We start from the raw sequence: 22,978 nt of genomic DNA, 5'->3' as shown, positions 1-22,978 counted from the left end.
GACCGGCCCGCGCGAAGACCGTGCAGGCAGCACAAGACCCGGTCGGTGACCGAAGTCACCGACCGGGTGAGTGCTCAGTACAAGGTCAAGCGCCGCGACGGTGTTGTGAGGAGTCCTCGCCGTCGTCCTCGTCGTCGGCCCCGTACAGCTCGGCGTACCGTGCGTACGGGTCGTCGTCCTGCTCATCGTCATCGTCCTCGAATGGCTCACCATTCGGCGGAATATTCGATGGCGATGCGCCCAGCTCTTCGGCCAGGCGTGAGAGATCCGTCCCGCCGCTGTTGTACTTCAGCTGGCGGGCGACCTTCGCTTGCTTGGCCTTGGCCCGGCCGCGCCCCATGGCTCGACCCCCTCAACGACGGGGCTCGACGGCCCCAGGTTGACACGCGTTCATGATCCAGAACGGCCTCTCCATGGAGAGCCCGTCGTAGGGCTCCCACGGTACCTGAGCCCACGCCCGTACGGTACGTCGCCCGTAGCACGCGCGTGTGCGCAGCACCGTGGGGTCGCCCCGTCCTCGCTGGTCAATGGCGATTTTAACCACTTATCGGCGGCCGACCCGCCCGGAGGAGTGAGAGTTCTCTCCAACTTTCCGCCGGGCGGTACCGCCGAAACCCCCGGACGGGGCGTCGCGGAGCCCTACCGGGCCGTCACCGGCCGCGTGCCCGGGCCGCCTCGTGCATCCGCTGCTCGGCGATCCGGTCGGCCGCCGCGGCGGGCGGAATCCCGTCTTCCTTCGCACGTGCGAAGATGGCGAGCGTGGTGTCGAAGATCTTCGCGGCCTTCGCCCTGCACCGCTCGAAGTCGAATCCGTGCAGCTCGTCGGCGACCTGGATGACCCCTCCGGCGTTCACCACGTAGTCGGGCGCGTAGAGGATCCCGCGGTCGGCGAGGTCCTTCTCCACACCCGGGTGGGCGAGCTGGTTGTTGGCCGCACCGCAGACGATCTTCGCCGTCAGCACCCGCACCGAGTCGTCGTTCAGCGCCCCGCCCAGCGCGCAGGGGGCGTAGATGTCGAGCCCGTCGAGCGTGATCAGGCGCTCGGTGTCGGCGACCACGGCCACCGAGGGGTGCCGCTCGGCGATCCGCTCCACGGCGTCCCGGCGGACGTCCGTGATCACCACCCGGGCGCCCTCCGCCAGCAGATGATCCACCAGGTGGTGGCCGACCTTGCCCACGCCCGCGATGCCGACCGTGCGGTCGCGCAGCGAAGGGTCGCCCCACAGGTGCTGCGCGGAGGCCCGCATGCCCTGGTAGACGCCGAAGGCGGTGAGCACGGAGGAGTCGCCGGCCCCGCCGTTCTCGGGCGAACGGCCGGTGGTCCAGCGGCACTCGCGCGCCACGACGTCCATGTCGGCCACGTAGGTGCCGACGTCGCACGCGGTCACGTAACGACCGCCGAGCGAGGCCACGAAACGGCCGTACGCGAGCAGCAGCGCTTCGGTCTTGATCGTGTCGGGGTCGCCGATGATCACGGCCTTGCCGCCGCCGTGGTCCAGTCCGGCCATGGCGTTCTTGTACGACATCCCGCGCGCGAGGTTCAGCGCGTCGGCGACGGCCTCCGCCTCGGTCGCGTACGAGTAGAAGCGGGTACCGCCGAGGGCGGGGCCCAGTGCGGTGGAGTGGAGGGCGATGACGGCCTTGAGGCCGCTGGCGCGGTCCTGGCAGAGGACGACCTGCTCATGACCGCCCTGGTCCGAGTGGAACAGGGTGTGCAGAACATCAGCAGGTGCGCCGGAAACGTCGGTCACTGTGGTGACTCCAAGGTGTCTAGCGGCGGTCGGGGCGGAGGCGCCGTAAGGGTGGCGGCGCCCGGTGGTCCGAGAGTAGACCTGCCAGGTCCGCCGGGCCCGCAGTGTCGTGGATCACCTTCTCCCGGAGTGCCGCCGTGGGACGATGCGCGGGGTTTCCCGGTCGGCCCAGGGGGGAGGGAGCAGGCGTGTCCAAGGTGTCCTCCGTGATCGTTCCGTACGCGGTCTATCTGCGCGTCTACGAGCCGCTGGCCGCCTTCCCCGAGCCCGAGCGCACCCACTGGGCCCGTTACGCCCGCCGTCCCGACCCGCCCACCTACCAGGACGAGCTGCGCCGCTCGCTGACCGACCTGCTGGCCACCCCGCCGGTGGCGGTCCCCGTGCACGAGAGCGGGGACGCGTTCGTGACCGAGGTCGAAGGGGTCCTGTGCGTCTGCCCCTGGCGCACCCGGCTGCGCGGCTGGCTGGCCCTGGCGGAGCTGGACGACGAGCTGCCCGCGCCCGTCCTGGACTCGGCGCTCCCCGAGGTCGTGCGCCTGGAGGCCGCCAAGGACCACGAGCGGTGGCTGGAACGCAACCCCGACGCCCGCCCGTGGATCCGCACGGCGGTCTGGCAGGTGCCGCTGAACTGGTTCGTGCTCGTCTCCGACGAGGAGCGGCAGTACGAGAAGGGGACGGCGGAGCTGGCCCCCGTGCTGCGCTACCGCACCCCGATGGTCCAGGCACGGCGCCGGGTCGCCCGGTCGCTGCGGACACTGAAGAACGCCATGGACGAGGGACCGCTCATCGAGGGCCTGCTGGACGTGGGGCGCTGGCTGGAGGAGTTCCACCCGCGTTCGCTGGTGGAACTGGATTACGGCGGCCTGGTGCACGTGCTGCCGGCGGGTGAGCTGGAGGACGATCACTCGGCGAAGGACGTGGCCGAGGGGATCGAGGCGCTGCGGACCGGGGACGGTGCGGCGGCGGGCGAGGCCTACACGCGGCTGGTGGAGCGGTGGCGGTCGGTGCGCGACCGGCGCTCGGCCAACTGACGCCCAGGACGCCCAGGACGCCCCCGGACGGCCCACGGCGGCTGTGAACTGACGATGTGACAGATACGACAGCGCTTTCGTAAGTGACGTACGTCACGGCCGTGGAGCGCTTGAACAGCGTACGGTCAACCGCACTTCACGGAACTGACGGGACGTAGGTCCCGATCCGGGCTTTTGTCGCAAGGGTGATGGAACGCACGTACGCGGCCCTTGCGCCGCTTGCCCCTCCTCGTGCCAAAATAGGACAAGGAGTCCGGGGAGGGCTCCGTCCGCCTGCTTATGTTCCACTGTGGGGGGAATTCTCAGCATTGCAGCGCTTTGGGGGGTCTGATGCCTCCTGATCGCCCTGTGACTGATCGTCACAGTGGCGTGACTGTCCGCTATGGCATGGTCCATCGGCTTCCGTCGCCGATGAACACCTGGGGGGCAATTCCATCGGTTTGGCCGACGCGGCTGGACAGATGGTGTAGTTGTAGTGCCGAGGACAAGCCGTTCGTCCTATAACCGACTCGACTCGCGTCCGCCATTTCGGGCAACGCGGGTCAAGGTGCAGAATTTAGAGGAAAGAACCGAGAAGGTTCGGTTCTCCCGAGGAGGCCGCTCATGACCGCTCGCACCCCTGATGCTGAGCCGCTGCTGACCCCGGCTGAGGTCGCCACGATGTTCCGCGTCGACCCCAAGACGGTCACGCGGTGGGCGAAGGCCGGCAAGCTCACGTCGATCCGTACGCTCGGCGGACACCGCCGTTACCGCGAGGCAGAGGTCCGCGCACTGCTTGCGGGCATCCCGCAGCAGCGCAGCGAGGCCTGAACAACTGAACAACCGGGCAACACGTCAGGTCCCCCAACCTGAGCGGACGCCCGGAACCTGGCTACAAGCGACGTGGGTCCTGCCCCAACAGGCCCCTCGCCCACCGGGAACGTCGTCGATCGCGCTGGACTCCGCCGGGTCCAGCGCGATCTTTTTTGTGCGCTCGAGACGGCTTCGGATCACGCTCCCCGTCGTATCAGGTGGCTCTGTGAGCGGCCTTGTCGGACTCTGGGGAGGCTCTGGGAGGGTTCCTGGGGGCATCCTCCTGAGTGGTGCAATTGCACATATTAAATTGACTCGTTGTAGGAGTGCGGTAAGAACCCGGGTTCTCAAAACTCATGCGGTGACACCCGTCACATGCCAGGGGCCTTGTTGCCTCCGGCTCATGTGCGCTACAAGCCGCTCGCGCTCCAGCAGCCCGTGCACGCACGGCCGTTGACGGCGGCCGATGGTGTCCGCCGGCGGACATCCTGGGGACGACCGGAGCGGCGGTCGGCGGGACGATGGCGGGGCGGCCGGCCGGACCGGCGCTCTTGACGGCCCTGTGCGGGCGGTCATGCCGTCGAGGGGCCCTCACCCTCCACGGCCGCCCCGGGAGCCTCCTCGCCCCCTGGAGCGCCGTCCATGGCCAGCCGCAGCAGGCGGTGGCAGATCGGACAGTGGCGGGTCAGATGCCGGTAGGGCGTCGCGGCCGACAGATGTGCGCGCAGCAGTGCCCGCGTCTCGTGCCTGACCGGTGCCGCCATGCCCCACCTCCGTCGGGGCCGCGCGGGAACGGGCCCCCGGTTCTGGGGTACCGGCGGAAGGAGGCGGCGTCAAGGGAGCCGTCCGCAACGCGCGGCGGACACGAGTGAGGCCCGCCTCCCCGAAGGGAAGCGGGCCTCACTCTTTCACTGCGGTCCTGACGGGATTTGAACCCGCGGCCTCCACCTTGACAGGGTGGCGAGCACTCCAAACTGCTCCACAGGACCTGGAGCCCCACCCGAACCCTTGCGGACCGGGAGAGTTTCGCCGCACTCGGTGTTGCGCTGTGCTGCGAGAAGGACTGTACAGGAGGGTGAGCCCGCCGGTCGAACTCACCCTCCGTACGGGAGCCGTTACGGCGCCAGCGCGTCGATCGCCTTCACGATCCGCTTGTCGGACACGGGGTACGCGGTGCCCAACGCGTGGGCGAAATAGCTGACCCGGAGCTCCTCGATCATCCAGCGGACGTCCAGGACCTGCTGGGGAACCGGCCGCCCCCGGGGCAGCTGCTCCAGCAGCCACGCGTACTCGTCCTGCATCTCGTGGACCTTCTCCATGCGGCTGGTGTCCCGCTGCACGGAGGTCGGCATCTGCTGGAGGCGCCGGTCCGCGGCCACCAGGTACCGCATGAGGTCGGGCAGCCGGCGCAGCCCCGCCCAGGTCACGAAGCCCGGCTTCACGAGGGCGTCCAGCTGCCCCCGCACGTCCGCCAGGTTGGCGAGCAGCACGGGGCTGCGTACGCCCTTCAGGCGGCGCTCGCAGGCCTGCCAGGCGGCCAGCACCTGCTGGACCTGGCCGACCGTGCGCACCGTCGTGTCGACGATCTCCGCGCGCACCTTCTCGTAGAGCTTGCGGTACGACTCCTCGTCCCACGCCGGTCCGCCGAAGTCGGCGATCAGCCGGTCGGCCGCCGCCATCGCGCAGTCGTCGAAGAGCGCCTGGATCGAACCGTGCGGATTCGCGGACAGCGCGAGCTTTTGAACGTTCGTCAGCTTCTCGGATGCGAACTTTGCCGGGTTGACCGGGATGGTGCGCAGGATCAGCCGGCGCGTGCCCTTCCACATCGCCTCGGCCTGCTCGGCCGCCGTGTCGAAGAGCCGTACGGACACCGTGTCCCCGTCGTCGACCAGCGCCGGATAGGCCTTCACCGGCTGGCCCGCGCGGCGGGTCTCGAAGACGCGGGTGAGCGTGCCGATCGTCCAGTCCGTCAGACCCGAACGCTCCAGGGACTCGCCGCCCTGCCGTTCGGCGATGGCCGCGGCCGCCTGCGAGATGGCCTGCCGGGCCTTCGGTTTCAGCCGCAGCTTCAGGGTCTCGAGGTCCTTGTCCTCGGCGAGCTTGCGACGCCGCTCGTCGACGATCCGGAAGGTGATCTTCAGATGCTCGGGCAGCCGTGACCGGTCGAAGTCCTCGGCCTCGAAGGGGACGCCGACCATCCGCTTGAGCTCGCGGGCCATGGCGGTGGTGAGCGGCTCCTGCGAGGGCGCCGTCTGCTCCAGGAAACGCTTCGCGAAGTTCGGCGCCGGCACGTAGTGGCGGCGGATCGGCTTGGGGAGGGAACGGATCAGCTCCGTGACGACCTCCTCGCGCAGACCCGGGATCTGCCAGTCGAAGCCCTCGTCCGTCACCTGGTTGAGCACCTGGAGCGGGATGTGGACGGTGACGCCGTCCGCGTCCGCGCCCGGCTCGAACTGGTACGTGACCCGGAACTTCAGCGGGCCCTGCCGCCAGGAGTCCGGATAGTCGGCCTTGGTGACCGCCTCCGCCGACTCCCGGATGAGCATCTCCCGCTCGAAGTCCAGGTGGTCGGGCTGCTCGTGCCGCTTGCGCTTCCACCAGGAGTCGAAGTGCGCGCCGGAGACGACGTGTTCGGGCACCCGCTGGTCGTAGAAGTCGAACAGCGTCTCGTCGTCCACCACGATGTCCCGGCGCCGGGCGCGGTGCTCCAGCTCCTCGACCTCGCTGAGGAGCCGGCGGTTGTCGGCGAAGAACTTGTGGTGCGTGCGCCAGTCCCCCTCGACCAGCGCGTTGCGGATGAACAGGTCGCGGGAGGTCTCCGGGTCGATCCGGCCGTAGTTGACCTTGCGCTGGGCGATGATCGGGACGCCGTACAGCGTGACCTTCTCGTCGGCCATCACGGCCGCCTGGTCCTTCTCCCAGCGCGGTTCGCTGTACGTCCGCTTCAGCAGGTGCCCGGCGAGCGGCTCCACCCACTCCGGCTCGATCCTCGCGTTGACGCGGGCCCAGAGCCGGGACGTCTCCACCAGCTCGGCCGACATCACGAACCGAGGCTGCTTCTTGAACAGCGCCGAGCCTGGGAAGATCGCGAACTTGGCGCTGCGCGCGCCCAGGTACTCGTTCTTGTTGCCGTCCTTCACGTCCTTCATGCCGATGTGCGACAGCAGCCCGGCGAGGAGGGAGACGTGCACGCTCTGCTCGGGCGCGTCCTCCTCGTTCAGGTGGATGCCCATCTGCTTGGCGACCGTGCGCAGCTGCGTGTAGATGTCCTGCCACTCACGGATGCGCAGGAAGTTCAGGTACTCCTGCTTGCACATGCGCCGGAAGGAGGAGGAGCCGCGCTCCTTCTGCTGCTCGCGGACGTACCGCCACAGGTTCAGGTAGGCGAGGAAGTCGCTGGTCTCGTCCTTGAAACGGGCGTGCTGCTGGTCTGCCTGGGTCTGCTTGTCGGCCGGGCGCTCCCGCGGGTCCTGGATGGACAGCGCGGCGGCTATCACCATGACCTCGCGCACACAGCCGTTCTTGTCGGCCTCCAGGACCATCCGGGCCAGGCGCGGGTCGACGGGCAGCTGGGCCAGCTTGCGGCCGGTCTGCGTGAGCCGCTTGCGGGGGTCCTTCTCGGACGGGTCCAGCGCGTTGAGTTCCTGGAGCAGCTGTACGCCGTCGCGGATGTTGCGGTGGTCCGGCGGGTCGATGAACGGGAACTTCTCGATGTCGCCGAGGCCGGCCGCGGTCATCTGGAGGATGACGCTCGCCAGGTTCGTGCGGAGGATCTCCGCGTCCGTGAACTCCGGGCGGGCGGTGAAGTCGTCCTCGTCGTACAGCCGGATGCAGATGCCGTCGCTGGTGCGGCCGCAGCGGCCCTTGCGCTGGTTGGCGCTGGCCTGCGAGATCGGCTCGATGGGCAGCCGCTGGACCTTGGTGCGGTGGCTGTAGCGGCTGATGCGGGCGAAGCCGGGGTCGATGACGTACTTGATGCCCGGGACGGTCAGGGACGTCTCGGCGACGTTGGTCGCCAGAACGATCCTGCGGCCCGTGTGCTGCTGGAAGACCCGGTGCTGCTCGGCGTGCGACAGCCGGGCGTAGAGCGGCAGGACCTCGGTGAACCTGAACTTCTTCTTCTCCAGCGCGTCCGCCGTGTCGCGGATCTCGCGCTCGCCGGAGAGGAAGACGAGGATGTCGCCCTTCCCCTCGCCCATGAGCTCCTCCACCGCGTCGGTGATCGCGGTGATCTGGTCGCGGTCGGTGTCCTCGGAGTCCTCTTCGAGCAACGGCCGGTAGCGGACCTCGACCGGGTACGTCCGCCCGCTGACCTCGACGATCGGGGCGTCGCCGAAGTGGCGGGAGAAGCGCTCCGGGTCGATGGTCGCGGAGGTGATGACGACCTTGAGGTCCGGGCGGCGGGGCAGCAGCTGGGCGAGGTAGCCCAGCAGGAAGTCGATGTTGAGGGACCGCTCGTGGGCCTCGTCGATGATGATCGTGTCGTAGGCGCGCAGTTCACGGTCGGTCTGGATCTCCGCGAGGAGGATGCCGTCCGTCATCAGCTTCACGAAGGTGGCGTCCGGGTTCACCTGGTCGGTGAAGCGCACCTTCCAGCCGACGGCCTCGCCCAGGGGCGTGTTCAGTTCCTCGGCGACGCGCTCGGCCACCGTGCGCGCGGCGATACGACGGGGCTGGGTGTGCCCGATCATGCCCCGGACACCGCGCCCCAGCTCGAGACAGATCTTGGGGATCTGGGTCGTCTTGCCGGACCCGGTCTCACCGGCCACGATGACGACCTGGTGATCACGGATGGCGGCCGCGATCTCGTCCTTCTTCTGGCTGACGGGGAGTTGCTCGGGGTACGAGACGGCGGGCACACGGCCGCGTCGCAGGGCCATCCGCTCCTCGACCTGCGCGACCTCCCCCTCGATCTCGGCGAGGACGGCGGCACGGGCCTCCGGCTTGCGGATCCGGCGCGCGCCTTCGAGCCTGCGCCCGAGCCGGTGCGCGTCGCGCAGTGACAGCTCGGCCAGGCGGGGGGCGAGGGCGCCGAGGGCGGGAGTACCCGGTGCGGGGGCGCCGGGGGCGGGGTGCGTAGACATACGCGATCCAGGATCTCATCTTGGCGAAAGAAGGGGCGAGCGCTTTTGGGGCCGCCTCGCCCGGCACACAGCGACGAAAACCCCCTCCGGTTGCCCGGAGGGGGTTTCGTTCTTGTGGCTGGGGCCGGGGTCGAACCGGCGACCTATCGCTTTTCAGGCGATCGCTCGTACCAACTGAGCTACCCAGCCACGAGGTTTCACGTGAAACCTCAGCGGTCCTGACGGGATTTGAACCCGCGGCCTCCACCTTGACAGGGTGGCGAGCACTCCAAACTGCTCCACAGGACCAAGCTTTGTGTACGACAGTGTCGCACACGGTGTTGCGTGCCCCCAACGGGATTCGAACCCGTGCTACCGCCTTGAAAGGGCGGCGTCCTAGGCCGCTAGACGATGAGGGCTATCGGCCCGCCTGGGCGCTTCTCAGCGCGTCGGGGACGTCATGAGCATATGGGATGGCGGGGGGTATCGCCAAAACGGTTTACGGGGCCGCTCGGGAGGCCGCCCCGGGACCCGTCACGGACGTGCTCGCCGACGGGCTCACGGACGGACGGCGCGACGGGCCGGAGGGGGCGGGGGAGCCGGCCGGGGACGGGGTGGCGCCCGGGAGGTTCTCCTTCGGGAGGTGGCGGCTGACCTCGGCCGTCGTCAGGCCCAGTCCGCCGAGCCTGATCTCGTCCCAGGCCTGGAGGCGGCGGGTGTCGCGGTCGAAGTACAGGATCGACGCCTCGATGGGGTCGGGGTACTTGCCCTCGACGGCACGCAGGCCGCTGCCGCCCGTCGAGCCCTCCACCCGCAGACGCGTGCCCTTCCTCATGACCTCCATCCCCTCGTGGTGCAGATGGCCGGCCAGGACGAGGGGCACCTCGCCGTCGGTGCCCCGGGCGGCCGAGGGCTCATGGGCGATGGCCACGTCCGCGGGTGTGCCGGCGTCCCGCTCGGCGCGCAGGGCGCCGGCCAGCCGGGCGCCCGCCGTCTCCTGGGACTCCTCGGCGCCCGGCGCCGCCGAACGGTCGGGGGTGAACTGCGGGTCGCCGATGCCCGCGAAGCGCAGCCCGGCGACGGTGACCGCCCGGCCGTCGTCGAGGACGTGCACGTTCTTCATGCCCTCCAGGTAGCGCTGGGTGACCAGGGAGTCGTGGTTGCCCCTGACCCAGACGTACGGCGCGCCCAGGGTGGCGATGGGGTCGAGGAAGCCGTTCTCGGCCGCGGAGCCGTGGTCCATCGTGTCGCCGGAGTCGACGATCACGTCGACCTTGTACTGCTCCACGAGCGAGGCGATGATCTTCCAGCTCGCGGGGTTGAGATGGATGTCGGAGACGTGCAGCACGCGGACGGTCGTCGGGTCCGGCTGGAAGGCCGGGAGCGTGGAGGTGACGTCGTAGAGCTTGGTCACGTTGGTGACCAGCCGGGCCAGTTCCTGCTGGTAGACGTCGAAGTCGGTGACGATGCTGCGCGCGTTGCCGACGAGCGAGGGCGCGGAGGACAGCAGCCCCGAGAAGCGCGGCTCCAGCACCGACTTGGGGTTCCAGGTGGCGTAGGCGGTCGCGCCCGAGGCGGCCAGCAGGGCGAGGGCGAGACCGCCCGCGGCCAGCGCGCGGCGGGGCCGGCGGTAGACGGCGAGACCGAGCGCGGTGGCGCCGGAGACGACGGCGACGCAGGAGCGGAGCGCCAGGTCGAGGGTGCCGTGCTCGACGTCGTGCGCGACCTCGTCCTGGAGTCCCGAGAGGCGTTCCGGGTGGTCGACGAGGGCCTGGGAGCGGGCGGGGTCCAGTTGGTCGACGTTGACGTCCAGGCGGACCGGGGCGACATGGCTGTCCAGGGTCAGCGCGCCGAGGGGCGAGACGTTGATCTTCGTTCCGCCGGTGAAGGAGGGGCGCAGGGTCATCGTCGTGTTCATGGGGCCGACGGACACCCGGACGTCCCCGACGACCAGCAGGCCGAGCCAGGCGCCGAGCAGGACGACGGCGGTCAGCCCCAGGGCGCGCAGCCAGGGGTCCGTCCGCGATGCGAGCTCGGGTACCGGGCCTCGGCGCCCGGCGGACCGGATGCGTCGGGAGGACGTGGTGCGGGTGGCGGAACCGGTGCGTTCGGCGGGGTGTGCGAGACGCCTCAGGACTGCGGCGGGGACGCGGGCGCGGACCATTGGTGCCGTATGCCCGGGTCCGGGCGTCGTCATGCGGAGGGCCGGCGACCTCCCTCCGGCCGGGTCGTGCCCGACAATGGCCCTGTGCTGGAGATGACGCGCGAGGAGTTCGAGGAACTGGTCGCCGAGGCGCTGGACCGGATTCCGCCGGAATTGACGCGGCTGATGGACAACGTCGCGGTGTTCGTCGAGGACGAGCCGCCCGCGGAGGATCCCGAGCTGCTCGGGCTGTACGAGGGAACCCCGCTGACCGACCGGGGGGAGTGGTACGCCGGGGTGCTGCCGGACCGGATCACGATCTACCGGGGGCCGACGCTGCGGATGTGCGGGACACGGGAGGAGGTCGTCGCGGAGACCGAGGTGACGGTGGTGCACGAGATCGCCCACCACTTCGGTATCGACGACGCGCGGCTGCACGCCCTCGGCTACGGCTGAGCCGTCCGGCACAGGGGGCGCGCGTTCGGCGCGTGTCCTCCCGCGGGCGCCGGGAGTTGGACACGTCGACTTCTTACGCCTGCCCCGGAGGTGGCCCCGTGCGCCGCTTGTACGTACCCGTTCGTCTGGCCGTGACGGTCCTGGCCGTCGCCGCGGCCGCCGGCTGCATGAGCGTGGGGGACGACGACGAGGGCGGCCGCACCAGGCCCTCCCACTCGGCCGGCCGGCAGGGCGGTGAGGAACCGGGCGGCGATTCCGCGGGAGCGGGAGGCGGCTTCGGGATGGGCGCGGCGGGCGGTGACGGAAAACACGGGCACGGGAAGGGCGGCCGGGGCAAGCCCGGGGAGTCGGCGTCCGCCTCGGCCGCGCCGTCGGCGGGCGCCAGCGCGCCGGCCTCGGCGGGCGCGGTGAAGCCGGGGAGGACCGAGGGGCCGGGGGCGCCCACGCCGGCCGGCGGGCAGCCGTCCGCGCCCACGCGTTCACCCGACCCGGAGCCGCCCGCGCCCACGCCGGAGCCGCCGTCGCCCACGCCGGAACCGACGGTCGCCGAGCCGTCGGCCTCGGCACACGAGGGCGAGGGCGGAGCGGCGGCCCAGCTGATCGACCGGGAGCCCGCCCCGGAGGCGGCACCCGAGGCCGACTCCCCCTTGTAGGCGAGCCCGCGGGCCGTTCCGGGCGCGCCGCACCTCCGGTCCGGTCGGCCTCCCGGGCCCCTGCGGGCTCCCGGCCTCGCCGGGGGCGGCCTGGGATTCCGGGTGGGACGACTGTCTGTGCCTGCTGAGCTGGGGTTATGTGGCTCGGTTTGCCTTCGGTGATGCAGGTGCTTATAGTGGTAGATCGTTTGATCCCATTTGCCCGGCGCCACCGCAGAGCGCGCCGTGTGGCGCGTACTCTCCCTTGCCGTGGCTGACCGCATAGAGGCGGTCGTAATGCAATGCGAACACGGAGTTGACGGGCGCGTGCCGACTTGAGACTCCGGAAGGTTTCGCATTCGCATGTCCATTTCCAGTACTGATCACTCCGTCGTGTCCGAGAACAACGACGAGCCGATCGACCTCGAGGCGACCGCCCTCACCGACACCGAGGCCGCTCAGGCCGACGCCGTCGACGAGACCCCCGCGGCCCCCGAGACCACCTTCGCCGACCTCGGCCTCCCCGAGGGCGTCGTGCGCAAGCTCGCGCAGAACGGCGTGACCACCCCCTTCCCGATCCAGGCCGCGACCATCCCGGACGCGCTGGCGGGCAAGGACATCCTCGGCCGCGGCCGCACCGGCTCCGGCAAGACCCTCTCCTTCGGTCTGCCGACCCTGGCCACGCTGGCCGGCGGTCACACCGAGAAGCGCAAGCCGCGCGCCGTCATCCTCACGCCGACGCGTGAGCTGGCGATGCAGGTCGCGGACGCGCTCCAGCCCTACGGCGACGTCCTCGGCCTGAAGATGAAGGTCGTCTGCGGCGGTACGTCGATGAGCAACCAGATCTACGCCCTGGAGCGCGGGGTCGACATCCTCGTCGCCACCCCGGGCCGCCTGCGCGACATCATCAACCGCGGCGCCTGCTCCCTGGAGAACGTGCAGATCACCGTTCTCGACGAGGCCGACCAGATGTCCGACCTGGGCTTCCTGCCCGAGGTCACCGAGCTGCTCGACCAGGTCCCGGCCGGCGGCCAGCGCATGCTGTTCTCCGCCACGATGGAGAACGAGATCTCCACGCTGGTCAAGCGCTACCTGAGCAACCCCGTCACGCACGAGGTCGACAGCGCCCAGGGCAACGTGACGACCATGTCGCACCACATCCTGATCGTGAAGCCCAAGGACAAGGCGCCGGTCACCGCCGCGATCGCCTCCCGCAAGGGCCGCACCATCATCTTCGTCCGCACCCAGCTGGGCGCCGACCGCATCGCCGAGCAGCTGCGCGACTCCGGTGTGAAGGCCGACGCGCTGCACGGCGGCATGACCCAGGGCGCGCGCACCCGCACGCTGGCCGACTTCAAGGACGGTTACGTCAACGCGCTCGTCGCGACCGACGTCGCCGCCCGCGGCATCCACGTCGACGGCATCGACCTCGTGCTCAACGTGGACCCGGCCGGCGACCACAAGGACTACCTGCACCGCGCGGGCCGCACGGCGCGCGCCGGCCGCACCGGCACGGTCGTCTCGCTCTCGCTGCCGCACCAGCGCCGTCAGATCTTCCGTCTGATGGAGGACGCGGGCGTCGACGCCGGGCGTCACATCATCCAGGGCGGCGCCGCCTTCGAGCCGGAGGTCGCCGAGATCACCGGCGCCCGGTCGATGACCGAGGTGCAGGCCGAGTCCGCGGGCAACGCGGCCCAGCAGGCCGAGCGCGAGGTCTCCGAGCTCACCAAGGAGCTGGAGCGTGCCCAGCGGCGCGCGACCGAGCTGCGCGAGGAGGCGGACCGTCTGGTCGCCCGTGTGGCGCGCGAGCGCGGCGAGGACCCGGAGGCGGCTGTCGTCGCGGCCGCCGAGGCGGTCGTGGAGCAGAACGCCGTGACCGAGGCGCCGGCCGAGGCCGTCGTCGCCGAGCAGCCCGTCGAGCGTCCCGCCTACGAGCAGCCGCGTCAGCGCCGTGACGAGCGGGGCAACTACGAGCGCCGCGACGACCGTCGTGACGACCGTGGCGGCCGTTCCTTCGAGCGCCGTGACGACCGTGGCGGCTTCAACCGTGACGACCGCGGCGGCTTCGGCCGTGACCGTCGTGACGGCGACCGCGGCGGGTTCCGCCGTGACGAGCGCCGTGACGACCGCGGCGGCCGTTCCTTCGAGCGCCGTGACGACCGCGGTGGCTTCAACCGTGACCGTCGTGACGAGCGTCCCTCCGGTGGTTTCCGCCGTGACGACCGTCCCTCGGGTGGCTTCAACCGTGACCGTCGTGACGAGCGTCCCTCCGGTGGTTTCCGCCGTGACGACCGTCCCTCGGGCGGCTTCAACCGTGACCGTCGTGACGAGCGCCCCTCCGGTGGCTTCCGTCGCGACGACCGTCCCTCGGGCGGCTTCAACCGCGACGACCGTCAGTCGGGCGGCTTCAACCGCGACCGCCGTGACGAGCGTCCGTCCGGCCACCGGGGCAGCGACCGTCCGTTCAACCGTGACCGTCGCGACGACCGTCCGGGCTTCCGCTCCGGTGGTCACGACCGTCCCTTCGGCCGCCGTGACGACCACCGCGGCTCCGGTACGGCCGGCCGCCGTGACGACAAGCCGCGCTGGAAGCGCAACGGCTGACGCCGAGGCAGTCGCCGGCCCGTGTGAGTGAACGCCGTGGCCCCCACCGAACTCCGGTGGGGGCCACGGCGTTTCCGTCTCCTGGTAACCCCTTTCTCCGGGGCGGTGGGTCGACTGTAGGATCAGCCGACTTGTGAGACGGGTGTGAAGGCCGGGGGGCCGCGGACGTCAAAAGACGTCCAGCACGATCCGTCTCCGTCCTGTTCCCGGGGAGGGACCCTCTTGCCTCGTCATGGCTCCGTACGCCTGCGCCTCGTCGCCGCCTCCGCCGTCCTGGCGGCGGGACTGACCCCGCTGCTGCCCTCCACGGCGCTCGCGGACACACCGCAGGAGACGGTGGTACCGGCGACGGTGCGTGACTCCTACCTCTCGGCCTCGCTCTACAGCCGGTCGACCTACAGCGGCCACGACGGCGCCGGGGCCCAGGGCGTCTTCCACACGCTGGAGGACAAGGGGTTGGTCTGGACGCGCTATGCGGACGGCGAGTCCGTACCCGTGACCCGTCCGGCCGGGATCACCGGCACCTACGCGGCCGGCGGCGACGTGCTCGCCTACGAGTACGGCGGCGGTGAGATCGGCCTGTGGGACGCGGCCACCGGCACCACGCGCACCCTGCGGGCACCCGACGGCCTGGACCCGGTCACGGCCTACCGCGATCTGGCGGTCGCCTACCGCGCGGTGCAGGACGAGAACGGCAAGGCCTGGCGGGAGATGCACCTGTTGGTCCCGGAGGCCGACGGCACCACACGGGACGTGCCGGTCACCGGAGTGCCCGAGGGAGTGAACCTCGGCAGGCCCGCGGGCGGTGACGAGAACGGGCTGCTGTTCCTGGCCGACAAGGGCGGGCAGTTCCTGACGGTCATGGTCGACCGGCGCACGGGCGAGGTGCGCAGCTGGACCACGCCGGGTCCCAAGGTCTATCTCGACGCCCAGGTCACCTCCGGCCACGTCGTCCTCTTCAACGCCGGCGAGCCCACCGTCCAGGTGTACTCCCGCTCCGACCTGTCCGCCGCGCCCGCCCAGCTCACGCTGACGGGGCGGGGCCTGAACCCGGTGCAGGACCTCGCGGTGGTCGGTGACTGGCTGGTGTACCGGCCCAGCGCGGGAGTGACGGTCCACGGGCAGTCCCTCGCGGGCGGCCCCCCGGTGACCCTGCTCGCCACGGCGTACTCCGGCATGTCCGCGGCGTCCGACGGCAGCGCCGTGGCGGTGGGGCGCACCTCCGTCGCGCTCGACGACTGGGGGATCCGGCGCATCCAGCCCGGTCCGGACGGCAGCCCTGTCGTCACGCAGGTCAAGGTGCTGCCCAAGCCGCCGACCGTGATCAAGGGGCTGTCCCTGGACCAGGGGCGTCTGGCGGCCGCCTACGAGGCCACCACGACCGGCCGGTCCATCAGGGCCCGCAGTGTCGCGCCGACGGGCACCCCGTTCTTCGGCGCCGAAACCGGCTCCGGGGGCGTCGAGAGCTGTCCGTCCGACGACGCCGCCTGTTCTCCGGTACGCAGCATGGGCGACGGGACGACCGTCCGGCTGAGCCACGTCACGGAGCAACTCGACCGGATCACCGTGAAGTCGTGGCACGTCGACGTCCCGGCCGGTGGACGGATCACCGACGTCTCGGGCCGGTACCTGCTCTTCACGTCTGCCGGTGGGCAGTACGTGTACAAGCCCGGTGACATCTACTTCCAGCCCGTCACCCGCGCCCCCGGCGCCGCCGCCCTCTCGGGCAGCACCCTGTGGACCCCTGGTGCGGCTCCCGGCAGCGTCGTGCCCTTCGACCTGGCCACCGGCCGCGGCGGCACGCCCGTCACCACCGACGCGGGCTGCGTCCCCACCGCCCTCCAGGCCGTGGGCCGCTGGCTGTACTGGGCCTGCGACGGCCGTGCGGGCGTGTACGACCGCACGGCGGGTGCTTCCGTGGCCGTACCGGCCGGTGAGGCCGGGCTGGGGGACGGGTTCGTCGTCACGCACGACAGGCAGAACGGGAAGCTGGTCCTCACCACCGTGACCGGTGCGGTCCCCGCGAGCCGGGTGATCGGTGACCTGCCGGACACCGGGATCTCGCAGCGGGACGTGCGCTGGACCGTGGACGAGTCGGGGTCGAACGCCGCGTACGTGGACGACCTGCAACGCGTCCATCTCGTACCGTCCGGGGTGGCCCAGCAGCCGCTGCGCCTGCTCGACCCCACACGGAAAGCGGCCGAGACCTCGCCCGGCTATCACACCCTGACCACGGCCCTGCTGTCGAAGCCGGCCGCGGGCTGGGTGCTGAAGGTGCGCAGCAAGGCGACCGGGAAGACCGTCGGAGGCACGGACGGCGGTGCGGTGCGGGGCGAGCTGAACGTCGACTGGGACCCTGGTTCCACCCTGCCCAACGGCCGGTACGACTGGACGCTCTCCGTCACCCCCGCCGACGGCGTCGGTGCCCCGCTCGAGCTGAGCGGCGAGGTCCGCCTGCTGCGCGGCACCGCGGTCCGGCACGACTACGCGGGCCCGCAGGCGTTCCCCGACGGCACCGGCGATCTGCTCGCGCTCACCTCCTCCGGCACGATCACGTTCCGGCAGGGCGACGGCAAGGGTGCGTTCCCCTCGGCGCTCAGCGCCGGCGGCTGGCCCGCGGGCATCCTGCCCGTCCCGGCCGGGGACATGACCGGGGACCGCTGCAACGACGTCCTGGTCCGGCTGACCAACGGCGGTCTGCGGCTGTACCGGCCGGTGTGCGGGACGGCGCTGAAGCCGACCACGCCGTACACCACGCTGGGTACCACCGGCTGGACGCAGTTCGACGTCCTGACCTCGCCCGGTGACCTGACCAAGGACGGCCGTCCCGACCTGATCGCCCGCAACCCGAAGACCGGTGCGGTGTACCTCTACAAGGGCACCGGCGCGGGCAAGCTGGCCGCTCCCGTGAAGCTCTACGACAACTGGAAGTCGTACAAGAAGATCATCGGCGTCGGTGACCTCAACGGTGACGGGGTCGGCGACCTGCTGGCCCAGGACACGTCCGACAACCTGTACCGCTACATCGGAAAGGGCAACGGCACCTTCACCGCGCGGGTGAAGCTCTTCACCAAGTGGGGGGCCTCGTACAACGCGGTCGTCGGGGCCGGGGACATCACGGGCGACGGGAAGGCGGACCTCGTCGCGCGGGACACCGCGGGCGGGCTGTACCGCCTGCCCGGCACCGGGACCGGCACGTTCGGTGCGCGGGTCAAGATCGGCGCCGGCTGGCAGAGCTACAAGGGCATTTTCTAGCCAAGTTGTGACGTGTGTCACGCCCCCGGTGAGGGAATTGCTGGGGGCATGACAGATGACGGCACAGTGGGCGGCCGGTCCTCCGGGAACCTCTCGGACGAAGAGCGGCTGGCCCAGCTCGGCTACACCCAGGTCCTCGCCCGCCGCATGTCGGCGTTCTCCAACTACGCGGTCTCCTTCACGATCATCTCGGTCCTGTCCGGCTGTCTGACGCTCTATCTGTTCGGCATGAACACGGGCGGCCCGGCGGTGATCACCTGGGGATGGGTCGCCGTCGGGCTGATGACCCTGTTCGTCGGCCTGTCCATGGCCGAGATCTGCTCGGCGTACCCGACCTCCGCGGGTCTGTACTTCTGGGCGCACCGGCTGGCGCCCCCGCGCTCGGCGGCCGCCTGGGCCTGGTTCACGGGCTGGTTCAACGTCCTGGGCCAGGTCGCGGTGACCGCGGGCATCGACTTCGGGGCCGCGTCCTTCCTCGGTGCCTACCTGAACCTCCAGTTCGACTTCGAGGTGACGCCCGGACGCACGGTCCTGCTCTTCGCCGGGATCCTGGTGCTGCACGGCCTGCTGAACACCTTCGGGGTGCGGATCGTCGCGCTGCTGAACAGCGTGAGCGTGTGGTGGCACGTGCTGGGCGTGGGCGTCATCGTCGGGGCGCTGGCCTTCGTCCCCGACACGCACCGGTCGACGTCCTTCGTGTTCGGCGAGTTCGTCAACAACACCGGCTGGGGCAGCGGGGTGTACGTCGTCGCGCTGGGCCTGCTGATGGCCCAGTACACGTTCACCGGCTACGACGCCTCCGCCCACATGACGGAGGAGACGCACGATGCGTCGACGGCCGGCCCCAAGGGCATCGTGCGCTCCATCTGGACCTCGTGGATCGCCGGGTTCGTCCTGCTGCTCGGCTTCACCTACGCCATCCAGTCCTACGACGCCGCACTCGCCTCGCCGACCGGCGCGCCGCCCGCCCAGATCCTGCTCGACGCACTGGGCGCGACGGCGGGCAAACTGCTGCTGCTCGTGGTGATAGGCGCCCAGCTCTTCTGCGGGATGGCGTCGGTCACCGCCAACAGCCGCATGATCTACGCCTTCTCGCGCGACGGCGCGCTGCCGTACTCCCACGTCTGGCACACCGTCAGCGCGCGCACCCGCACACCGGTCGCGGCGGTCTGGCTGGCGGCCGGCGGCGCGCTGGTGCTGGGCCTGCCCTACCTGATCAACGTCACCGCCTACGCGGCCGTGACCTCCATCGCCGTCATCGGCCTCTACATCGCCTACGTCATCCCCACGTTGCTGCGTGTCCGCAAGGGCGAGGCCTTCGACCGGGGGCCGTGGCACCTGGGCCGCTGGTCGAAGGCGATCGGCGTGGTGTCGGTGGTGTGGGTGGCCGTCATCACCGTCCTGTTCATGCTGCCCCAGGTCTCGCCGGTCACCTGGGAGACCTTCAACTACGCCCCGGTCGCCGTCCTCGTCGTCCTGGGCTTCGCGGGCGGCTGGTGGCAAGCTTCCGCCCGCAACTGGTTCCTCAACCCCGAGCACGAACGGACCATCGCCCGGGAGGCGGCACGGGCGGGCGCGCCCGCCGAACTGCCCCCGCAGTGACCGATCCCGACCGCTCCGCTCCACCCGGCGCGCCCGTGTCTCCGATACCCGATCGGAGACACGGCCACCTCCCGCTATGCTCGGGGAGGCAACATCGCCTGGGCCCTTAGCTCAATTGGCAGAGCAGTGGACTTTTAATCCATTGGTTGTGGGTTCGAGTCCCACAGGGCCTACCGTCACGCCCCCGGTTCAGACCATCTGAACCGGGGGCGTTCGCGTTTCCCGGGCCCCGGACGGCGGCGACGCGCGAGCGAATGAACAGATGGATGTTCATTCGAACATGGGCGTGATAGAAATGGGGTCATGGATGTCGCGGACCGTCTTGATCTGACCCTTCGGCTCGTTCAGGGGCACGCCCAGGAACGCGGGCTCGACGCCGGGCGGGGTGGGGCGCGGGTGTCCGTGGCCGAGCTCGCGCAGCGGCTCGGGGTCTCGGAGATGACCGTGCGCCGGGACCTGGCCGTACTGGAGCGGCAGGGGCTGGTGCGGCGGGTGCACGGCGGGGCCGTCGCCGCGCGGGCGCGGGAGGAGGGCGGCGGCTTCGAGGCGCGGCAGGCCTGGCAGTCGGCGACCAAGGACCGGCTCGGCGCGGCCGTCGCCGGGACGGTCGAGCCGGGGTCACGGGTGCTGCTGGACGCCGGGACCACCACGGTGCACGTCGCGGAACACCTCGCCGCACGCGGTCCGTTGACGGTCGCGGTGCTCAGCCTCCAGGCGGCGCTGCGGCTGGCCGACCGGCCCGGCATCGAGCTGCTGGTCGTGGGGGGCCGTTCCCGCCCGGGCGAGCGCTCCCTCGTCGGCCCGCTCGCCCTGCGCACCATCGAATCCCTCGCCTTCGACGTGTTCGTGATGTCGATCGGCGGGGTGCACGCCGTGCACGGCTGGTCGGAGTTCTCCCTGGAGGACGCGGCCGTCAAGCAGGCGGGGCTCGGCCAGGCCGCCCGCACGGTCGCCGTCGCCGACGCCACCAAGCTGGGCGTACGCGCCTTCAGCCAGGTCGCCCCGCTCGACGCCGTGCACTCCTTCGTCACCGACGCCGCCGCCGCGGACCCCGCCACCCATCCCGGCGGCCCGCAGACCCTGGACGCCCTGCGTGAGGCGGGCGTCGTGACCCAGCTGGCCTGAAACCCAGGAGACCCCCGTGGAACCACTGATGATCCTCGTCGCCGGCCCGTACCGTGCGGGCACCGGCGACGACCCCGGCAAGCTCGCGGCCAACGTGCGGGCCATGAACGAGGTCGCCCTCGTGCTGTACCGCGCGGGGCACCTGCCCGTCACCGGCGAGGCGCTCGCGCTTCCCCTGCTGGAGACGGCGGGCGGCGCCGCCCCCGGTGACCCGCTCTTCGACGAGATCTTCCACCCCGTCGCCGAACGCCTGCTGGAGCGCTGCGACGCCGTCCTGCGGGTCGGCGGCCCGTCCGAGGGGGCCGACCGGATGGTCGAGCGGGGCCGCGCCGCGGGCAAGCGGATCTACGCCGGCCTCGCCGAGGTCCCCGGCCTCACCGAAGCCGCCGGCGTCCCCGGTCCCACCGGCGTGGACACCGCCGCCGCCACCGCCGCAGGCCGCCGATGACCGGGCCCGCGCAGACCCCCGCCGGCACCGCCCCGGGTGCGCACGGCGCCGTCCCGCGCCCCGCGCCCGGTACCCCCGGCATCGACGTCCCGGACCCCCGTGGCCGTACCGGACTCGACCGTCACGGGCGCGACCTCACCGGCAACGACCGGGTCCGTCTCGTGGACGTCGAGGTCCTGGCCTGCGACTGGTCCGTGCTGCGCCGCACCACCTTCGACTACCGGCACAGCGACGGGCACTGGAGCCGCGAGCAGCGCGAGACGTACGACCGGGGCGACGGCGCCACGATCCTCCTCTACGACCCCGACCGCCGTACGGTGCTGCTCACCCGCCAGTTCCGGCTGCCCGCCTACGTCAACGGCCATCCCGACGGCATGCTCCTGGAGACCGCCGCCGGACTGCTGGACGGTGACGACCCGCGCGAGGCGATCCGCCGCGAGGCGGCCGAGGAGACCGGACGGACCGTCCACGAGGTGGAGCACGTGTACGACGTGTTCATGAGCCCCGGTTCGGTCACCGAACGGCTCAGCTTCTTCGCCGCCCCCTACGACGGGTCCGCCCCCGGCGCCGACACGGCGGGCGTGGCGGCCGAGGGCGAGGACATCGCCGTGGTCGAACTTCCCTTCACCGAGGCGCTCGGCCTCGTCCGCACCGGTGCGATCGCGGACGCGAAGACCATCATGCTGCTCCAGTGGGCCGCGCTGGACGGCCCGTTCGGGCCGCCGGCGGTCAGACCGCGCTCAGCCCGGTGAGGTCGGCCAGCGGCAGCGTGTGCTGCGTCTGGAGGACCTTCGCGCGCAGGTAGCGCACGTTGTGCGGGGTCGTGAAGACGCCGGTGGGCACCCGGTCCCGGACGTCGATGCCCAGATCCCGCAACTGGTCGGCCTTGTCCGGGTTGTTGGACAGCAGGTCCAGGGCCGTGACGCCCAGGGCGCGCAGCATCTGGGCGGCGGCCGTGTAGTCCCGGTCGTCCTCGGGCAGGCCGAGCGCCGCGTTCGCCTCGTAGGTGTCCAGGCCCTGGTCCTGAAGGGCGTACGCGTCGAGCTTGTTGTAGAGGCCGATGCCGCGTCCCTCCTGGCGCAGATAGAGCAGGACTCCGCCGGTCGTGGCTATGCGCTCGACCGCTTCCCGCAGCTGCGGCCCGCAGTCGCAGCGGGCGGAGCCGAAGACGTCGCCCGTGAGGCACTCGGAGTGCAGCCGGACCAGGGGGGTGGCTCCGGGCGCCGGCTCGCCGAGGACGACGGCGACGTGTTCCTGTCCGTCCGCGAGACCGTGGAAGGTGACGAGCTCGGCGTCCACGGAGTAGCCGTCGGGGAAGCGCAGCGGCACCCGGACGCGGGCGCGCGGGGTGGCGGCGGGGGTGTCGGGCATGCGGTCTCCCGGGTCCGGAGGGCGGGGACAAGGCGGCGCCGGGCCACCTTGTGCTTCAGATTTGAAGCAGTTCCAGTGAGTCGAGACCCTACCCCATGCTTTAAATTTGAAGCAATGGCTTCGAGGTCCGCACCTCACGCGTCCACGAAGATCAGCTTCCCGGACAGGGGGACGAGCGGCGGCGCCAGGGCAGCTCCTGCGGGGCCGCCTCGTCCGTGTCCTGGAAGCCCAGCACGACCTGGGTGAAGATCTCCTCCAGCTGCCCCACCTGCTCGGGGGTGAGCCGGTCGAAGAGAGCGGAGCGGACCGTCTCGACATGGCCGGGCGCCAGGTTCTCCAGGGCGGCCATCCCCTCGTCCGTCAGGGCGGCCACGGTCCCGCGCTTGTCCCAGCGGCATTCCTCCCGCCGCAGCAGCCCGTCCTTCTCCAGGCGGGTGACCGCGTACGTCAGCCTGCTGCGGGTGATCTTCAGCTGCTCGGCGAGCTCGGTCATCCTCAGCCGCCGCTCCGGCGTCTCGGACAGGTTGGCGAGGATGGAGTAGTACAGATGAGGCATGCCGGCCTCCTGCTGGAGCTGCCGGTCGATCGCGTCCTCCAGCAGGAGGTAGCCGGCGACATAGGCGCGCCAGGCGCGCTGCTCCTGCGGGGACAGCCAGCGAGTCGTCATACAGCCAGTGTAGGTTTGTTTCAAACTTGAACCAAGAC

17 protein-coding genes and 5 tRNA genes are annotated in these 22,978 nt (G+C 71.0%); 11 read left to right on the top strand and 11 right to left on the bottom strand.

Features of this window, described 5'->3' with window-relative positions; genetic code table 11:
- Positions 1–85: 85 nt before the first annotated feature.
- Both Saso_RS17835 and Saso_RS17830 read right to left on the bottom strand, forming a co-directional pair.
- On the bottom strand, positions 86–340 hold the full coding sequence (locus Saso_RS17835; protein ID WP_189923899.1) for a DUF3073 domain-containing protein: 255 nt from the start codon (positions 338–340) through the stop codon (positions 86–88).
- Positions 341–650: 310 nt separating this feature from the next.
- Positions 651–1,751: a Leu/Phe/Val dehydrogenase gene (locus tag Saso_RS17830; RefSeq protein WP_189923901.1), complete on the bottom strand. Its 1,101-nt coding sequence runs from the start codon at positions 1,749–1,751 to the stop codon at positions 651–653.
- Between the two features lie 188 nt (positions 1,752–1,939).
- Here Saso_RS17830 and Saso_RS17825 point away from each other — a divergent pair, with 188 nt between their 5' ends.
- Together Saso_RS17825 and bldC are read left to right on the top strand one after the other, a co-directional pair.
- On the top strand, positions 1,940–2,782 hold the full coding sequence (locus Saso_RS17825; RefSeq protein WP_189923903.1) for a hypothetical protein: 843 nt from the start codon (positions 1,940–1,942) through the stop codon (positions 2,780–2,782).
- 603 nt (positions 2,783–3,385) lie between these two features.
- A complete protein-coding gene (gene bldC, locus Saso_RS17820) occupies positions 3,386–3,592 on the top strand; it encodes a developmental transcriptional regulator BldC (protein WP_003949541.1) in 207 nt (68 codons plus the stop codon).
- 554 nt (positions 3,593–4,146) lie between these two features.
- On the opposite strand, the gene Saso_RS17815 is transcribed toward bldC, so the two are convergent.
- The 7 genes from Saso_RS17815 to Saso_RS17785 all read right to left on the bottom strand — a co-directional run bounded on the left by Saso_RS17815 (position 4,147) and on the right by Saso_RS17785 (position 10,801).
- Positions 4,147–4,338, bottom strand: coding sequence for a DUF6274 family protein (locus Saso_RS17815; protein WP_189923905.1), 192 nt, complete (start codon positions 4,336–4,338; stop codon positions 4,147–4,149).
- A gap of 150 nt (positions 4,339–4,488) precedes the next feature.
- Positions 4,489–4,563, bottom strand: a tRNA-Asp gene (locus tag Saso_RS17810).
- 126 nt (positions 4,564–4,689) lie between these two features.
- Positions 4,690–8,658: an ATP-dependent RNA helicase HrpA gene (gene hrpA / locus Saso_RS17805; RefSeq protein ID WP_189923907.1), complete on the bottom strand. Its 3,969-nt coding sequence runs from the start codon at positions 8,656–8,658 to the stop codon at positions 4,690–4,692.
- Positions 8,659–8,773: 115 nt separating this feature from the next.
- Positions 8,774–8,847, bottom strand: a tRNA-Phe gene (locus Saso_RS17800).
- Positions 8,848–8,871: 24 nt separating this feature from the next.
- Positions 8,872–8,946: transfer RNA gene (locus tag Saso_RS17795), tRNA-Asp, on the bottom strand.
- A 37-nt stretch (positions 8,947–8,983) separates the two neighbouring features.
- Positions 8,984–9,056 (bottom strand) — tRNA-Glu (locus Saso_RS17790).
- An 80-nt stretch (positions 9,057–9,136) separates the two neighbouring features.
- Positions 9,137–10,801, bottom strand: coding sequence for a metallophosphoesterase family protein (locus Saso_RS17785; RefSeq protein WP_189923909.1), 1,665 nt, complete (start codon positions 10,799–10,801; stop codon positions 9,137–9,139).
- Between the two features lie 84 nt (positions 10,802–10,885).
- Here Saso_RS17785 and Saso_RS17780 point away from each other — a divergent pair, with 84 nt between their 5' ends.
- The 9 genes from Saso_RS17780 to Saso_RS17740 all read left to right on the top strand — a co-directional run bounded on the left by Saso_RS17780 (position 10,886) and on the right by Saso_RS17740 (position 21,654).
- A complete protein-coding gene (locus Saso_RS17780) occupies positions 10,886–11,236 on the top strand; it encodes a metallopeptidase family protein (protein ID WP_189923911.1) in 351 nt (116 codons plus the stop codon).
- A 98-nt stretch (positions 11,237–11,334) separates the two neighbouring features.
- Positions 11,335–11,889 (top strand): hypothetical protein, encoded by a 555-nt coding sequence (locus Saso_RS17775; RefSeq protein WP_189923913.1) that lies wholly within the window; start codon positions 11,335–11,337, stop codon positions 11,887–11,889.
- A 342-nt stretch (positions 11,890–12,231) separates the two neighbouring features.
- Entirely contained in the window at positions 12,232–14,472 is a 2,241-nt protein-coding gene (locus Saso_RS17770; protein WP_189923915.1) for a DEAD/DEAH box helicase, read from the top strand.
- A 222-nt stretch (positions 14,473–14,694) separates the two neighbouring features.
- A complete protein-coding gene (locus tag Saso_RS17765) occupies positions 14,695–17,727 on the top strand; it encodes an FG-GAP repeat domain-containing protein (RefSeq protein WP_189923917.1) in 3,033 nt (1,010 codons plus the stop codon).
- Between the two features lie 48 nt (positions 17,728–17,775).
- On the top strand, positions 17,776–19,329 hold the full coding sequence (locus Saso_RS17760; protein ID WP_189923918.1) for an amino acid permease: 1,554 nt from the start codon (positions 17,776–17,778) through the stop codon (positions 19,327–19,329).
- Positions 19,330–19,429: 100 nt separating this feature from the next.
- Positions 19,430–19,502: transfer RNA gene (locus Saso_RS17755), tRNA-Lys, on the top strand.
- Between the two features lie 130 nt (positions 19,503–19,632).
- Positions 19,633–20,454, top strand: a complete 822-nt coding sequence (locus tag Saso_RS17750) for a DeoR/GlpR family DNA-binding transcription regulator (RefSeq protein WP_189923919.1) — start codon at positions 19,633–19,635, stop codon at positions 20,452–20,454.
- Positions 20,455–20,470: 16 nt separating this feature from the next.
- Complete coding sequence (locus Saso_RS17745; RefSeq protein WP_229901357.1) at positions 20,471–20,902, top strand: DUF4406 domain-containing protein; 432 nt, start codon at positions 20,471–20,473, stop codon at positions 20,900–20,902.
- Complete coding sequence (locus Saso_RS17740) at positions 20,899–21,654, top strand: NUDIX domain-containing protein (protein ID WP_229901358.1); 756 nt, start codon at positions 20,899–20,901, stop codon at positions 21,652–21,654. The genes Saso_RS17745 and Saso_RS17740 overlap by 4 nt, the downstream gene beginning before the upstream one ends.
- Here the strand turns inward: Saso_RS17740 and Saso_RS17735 are convergent.
- Entirely contained in the window at positions 21,632–22,273 is a 642-nt protein-coding gene (locus tag Saso_RS17735) for a GTP cyclohydrolase II (RefSeq protein WP_189923920.1), read from the bottom strand. The genes Saso_RS17740 and Saso_RS17735 overlap by 23 nt on opposite strands.
- Positions 22,274–22,424: 151 nt before the next feature.
- Entirely contained in the window at positions 22,425–22,940 is a 516-nt protein-coding gene (locus tag Saso_RS17730; RefSeq protein ID WP_189923921.1) for a MarR family winged helix-turn-helix transcriptional regulator, read from the bottom strand.
- Positions 22,941–22,978 lie beyond the last annotated feature (38 nt).

Source organism: Streptomyces asoensis (assembly GCF_016860545.1).
Lineage (GTDB): Bacteria > Actinomycetota > Actinomycetes > Streptomycetales > Streptomycetaceae > Streptomyces > Streptomyces asoensis.
The sequence above is the reverse complement of the archived record's forward strand: the minus strand, read 5'-3'. Positions and strand labels throughout refer to the sequence as shown.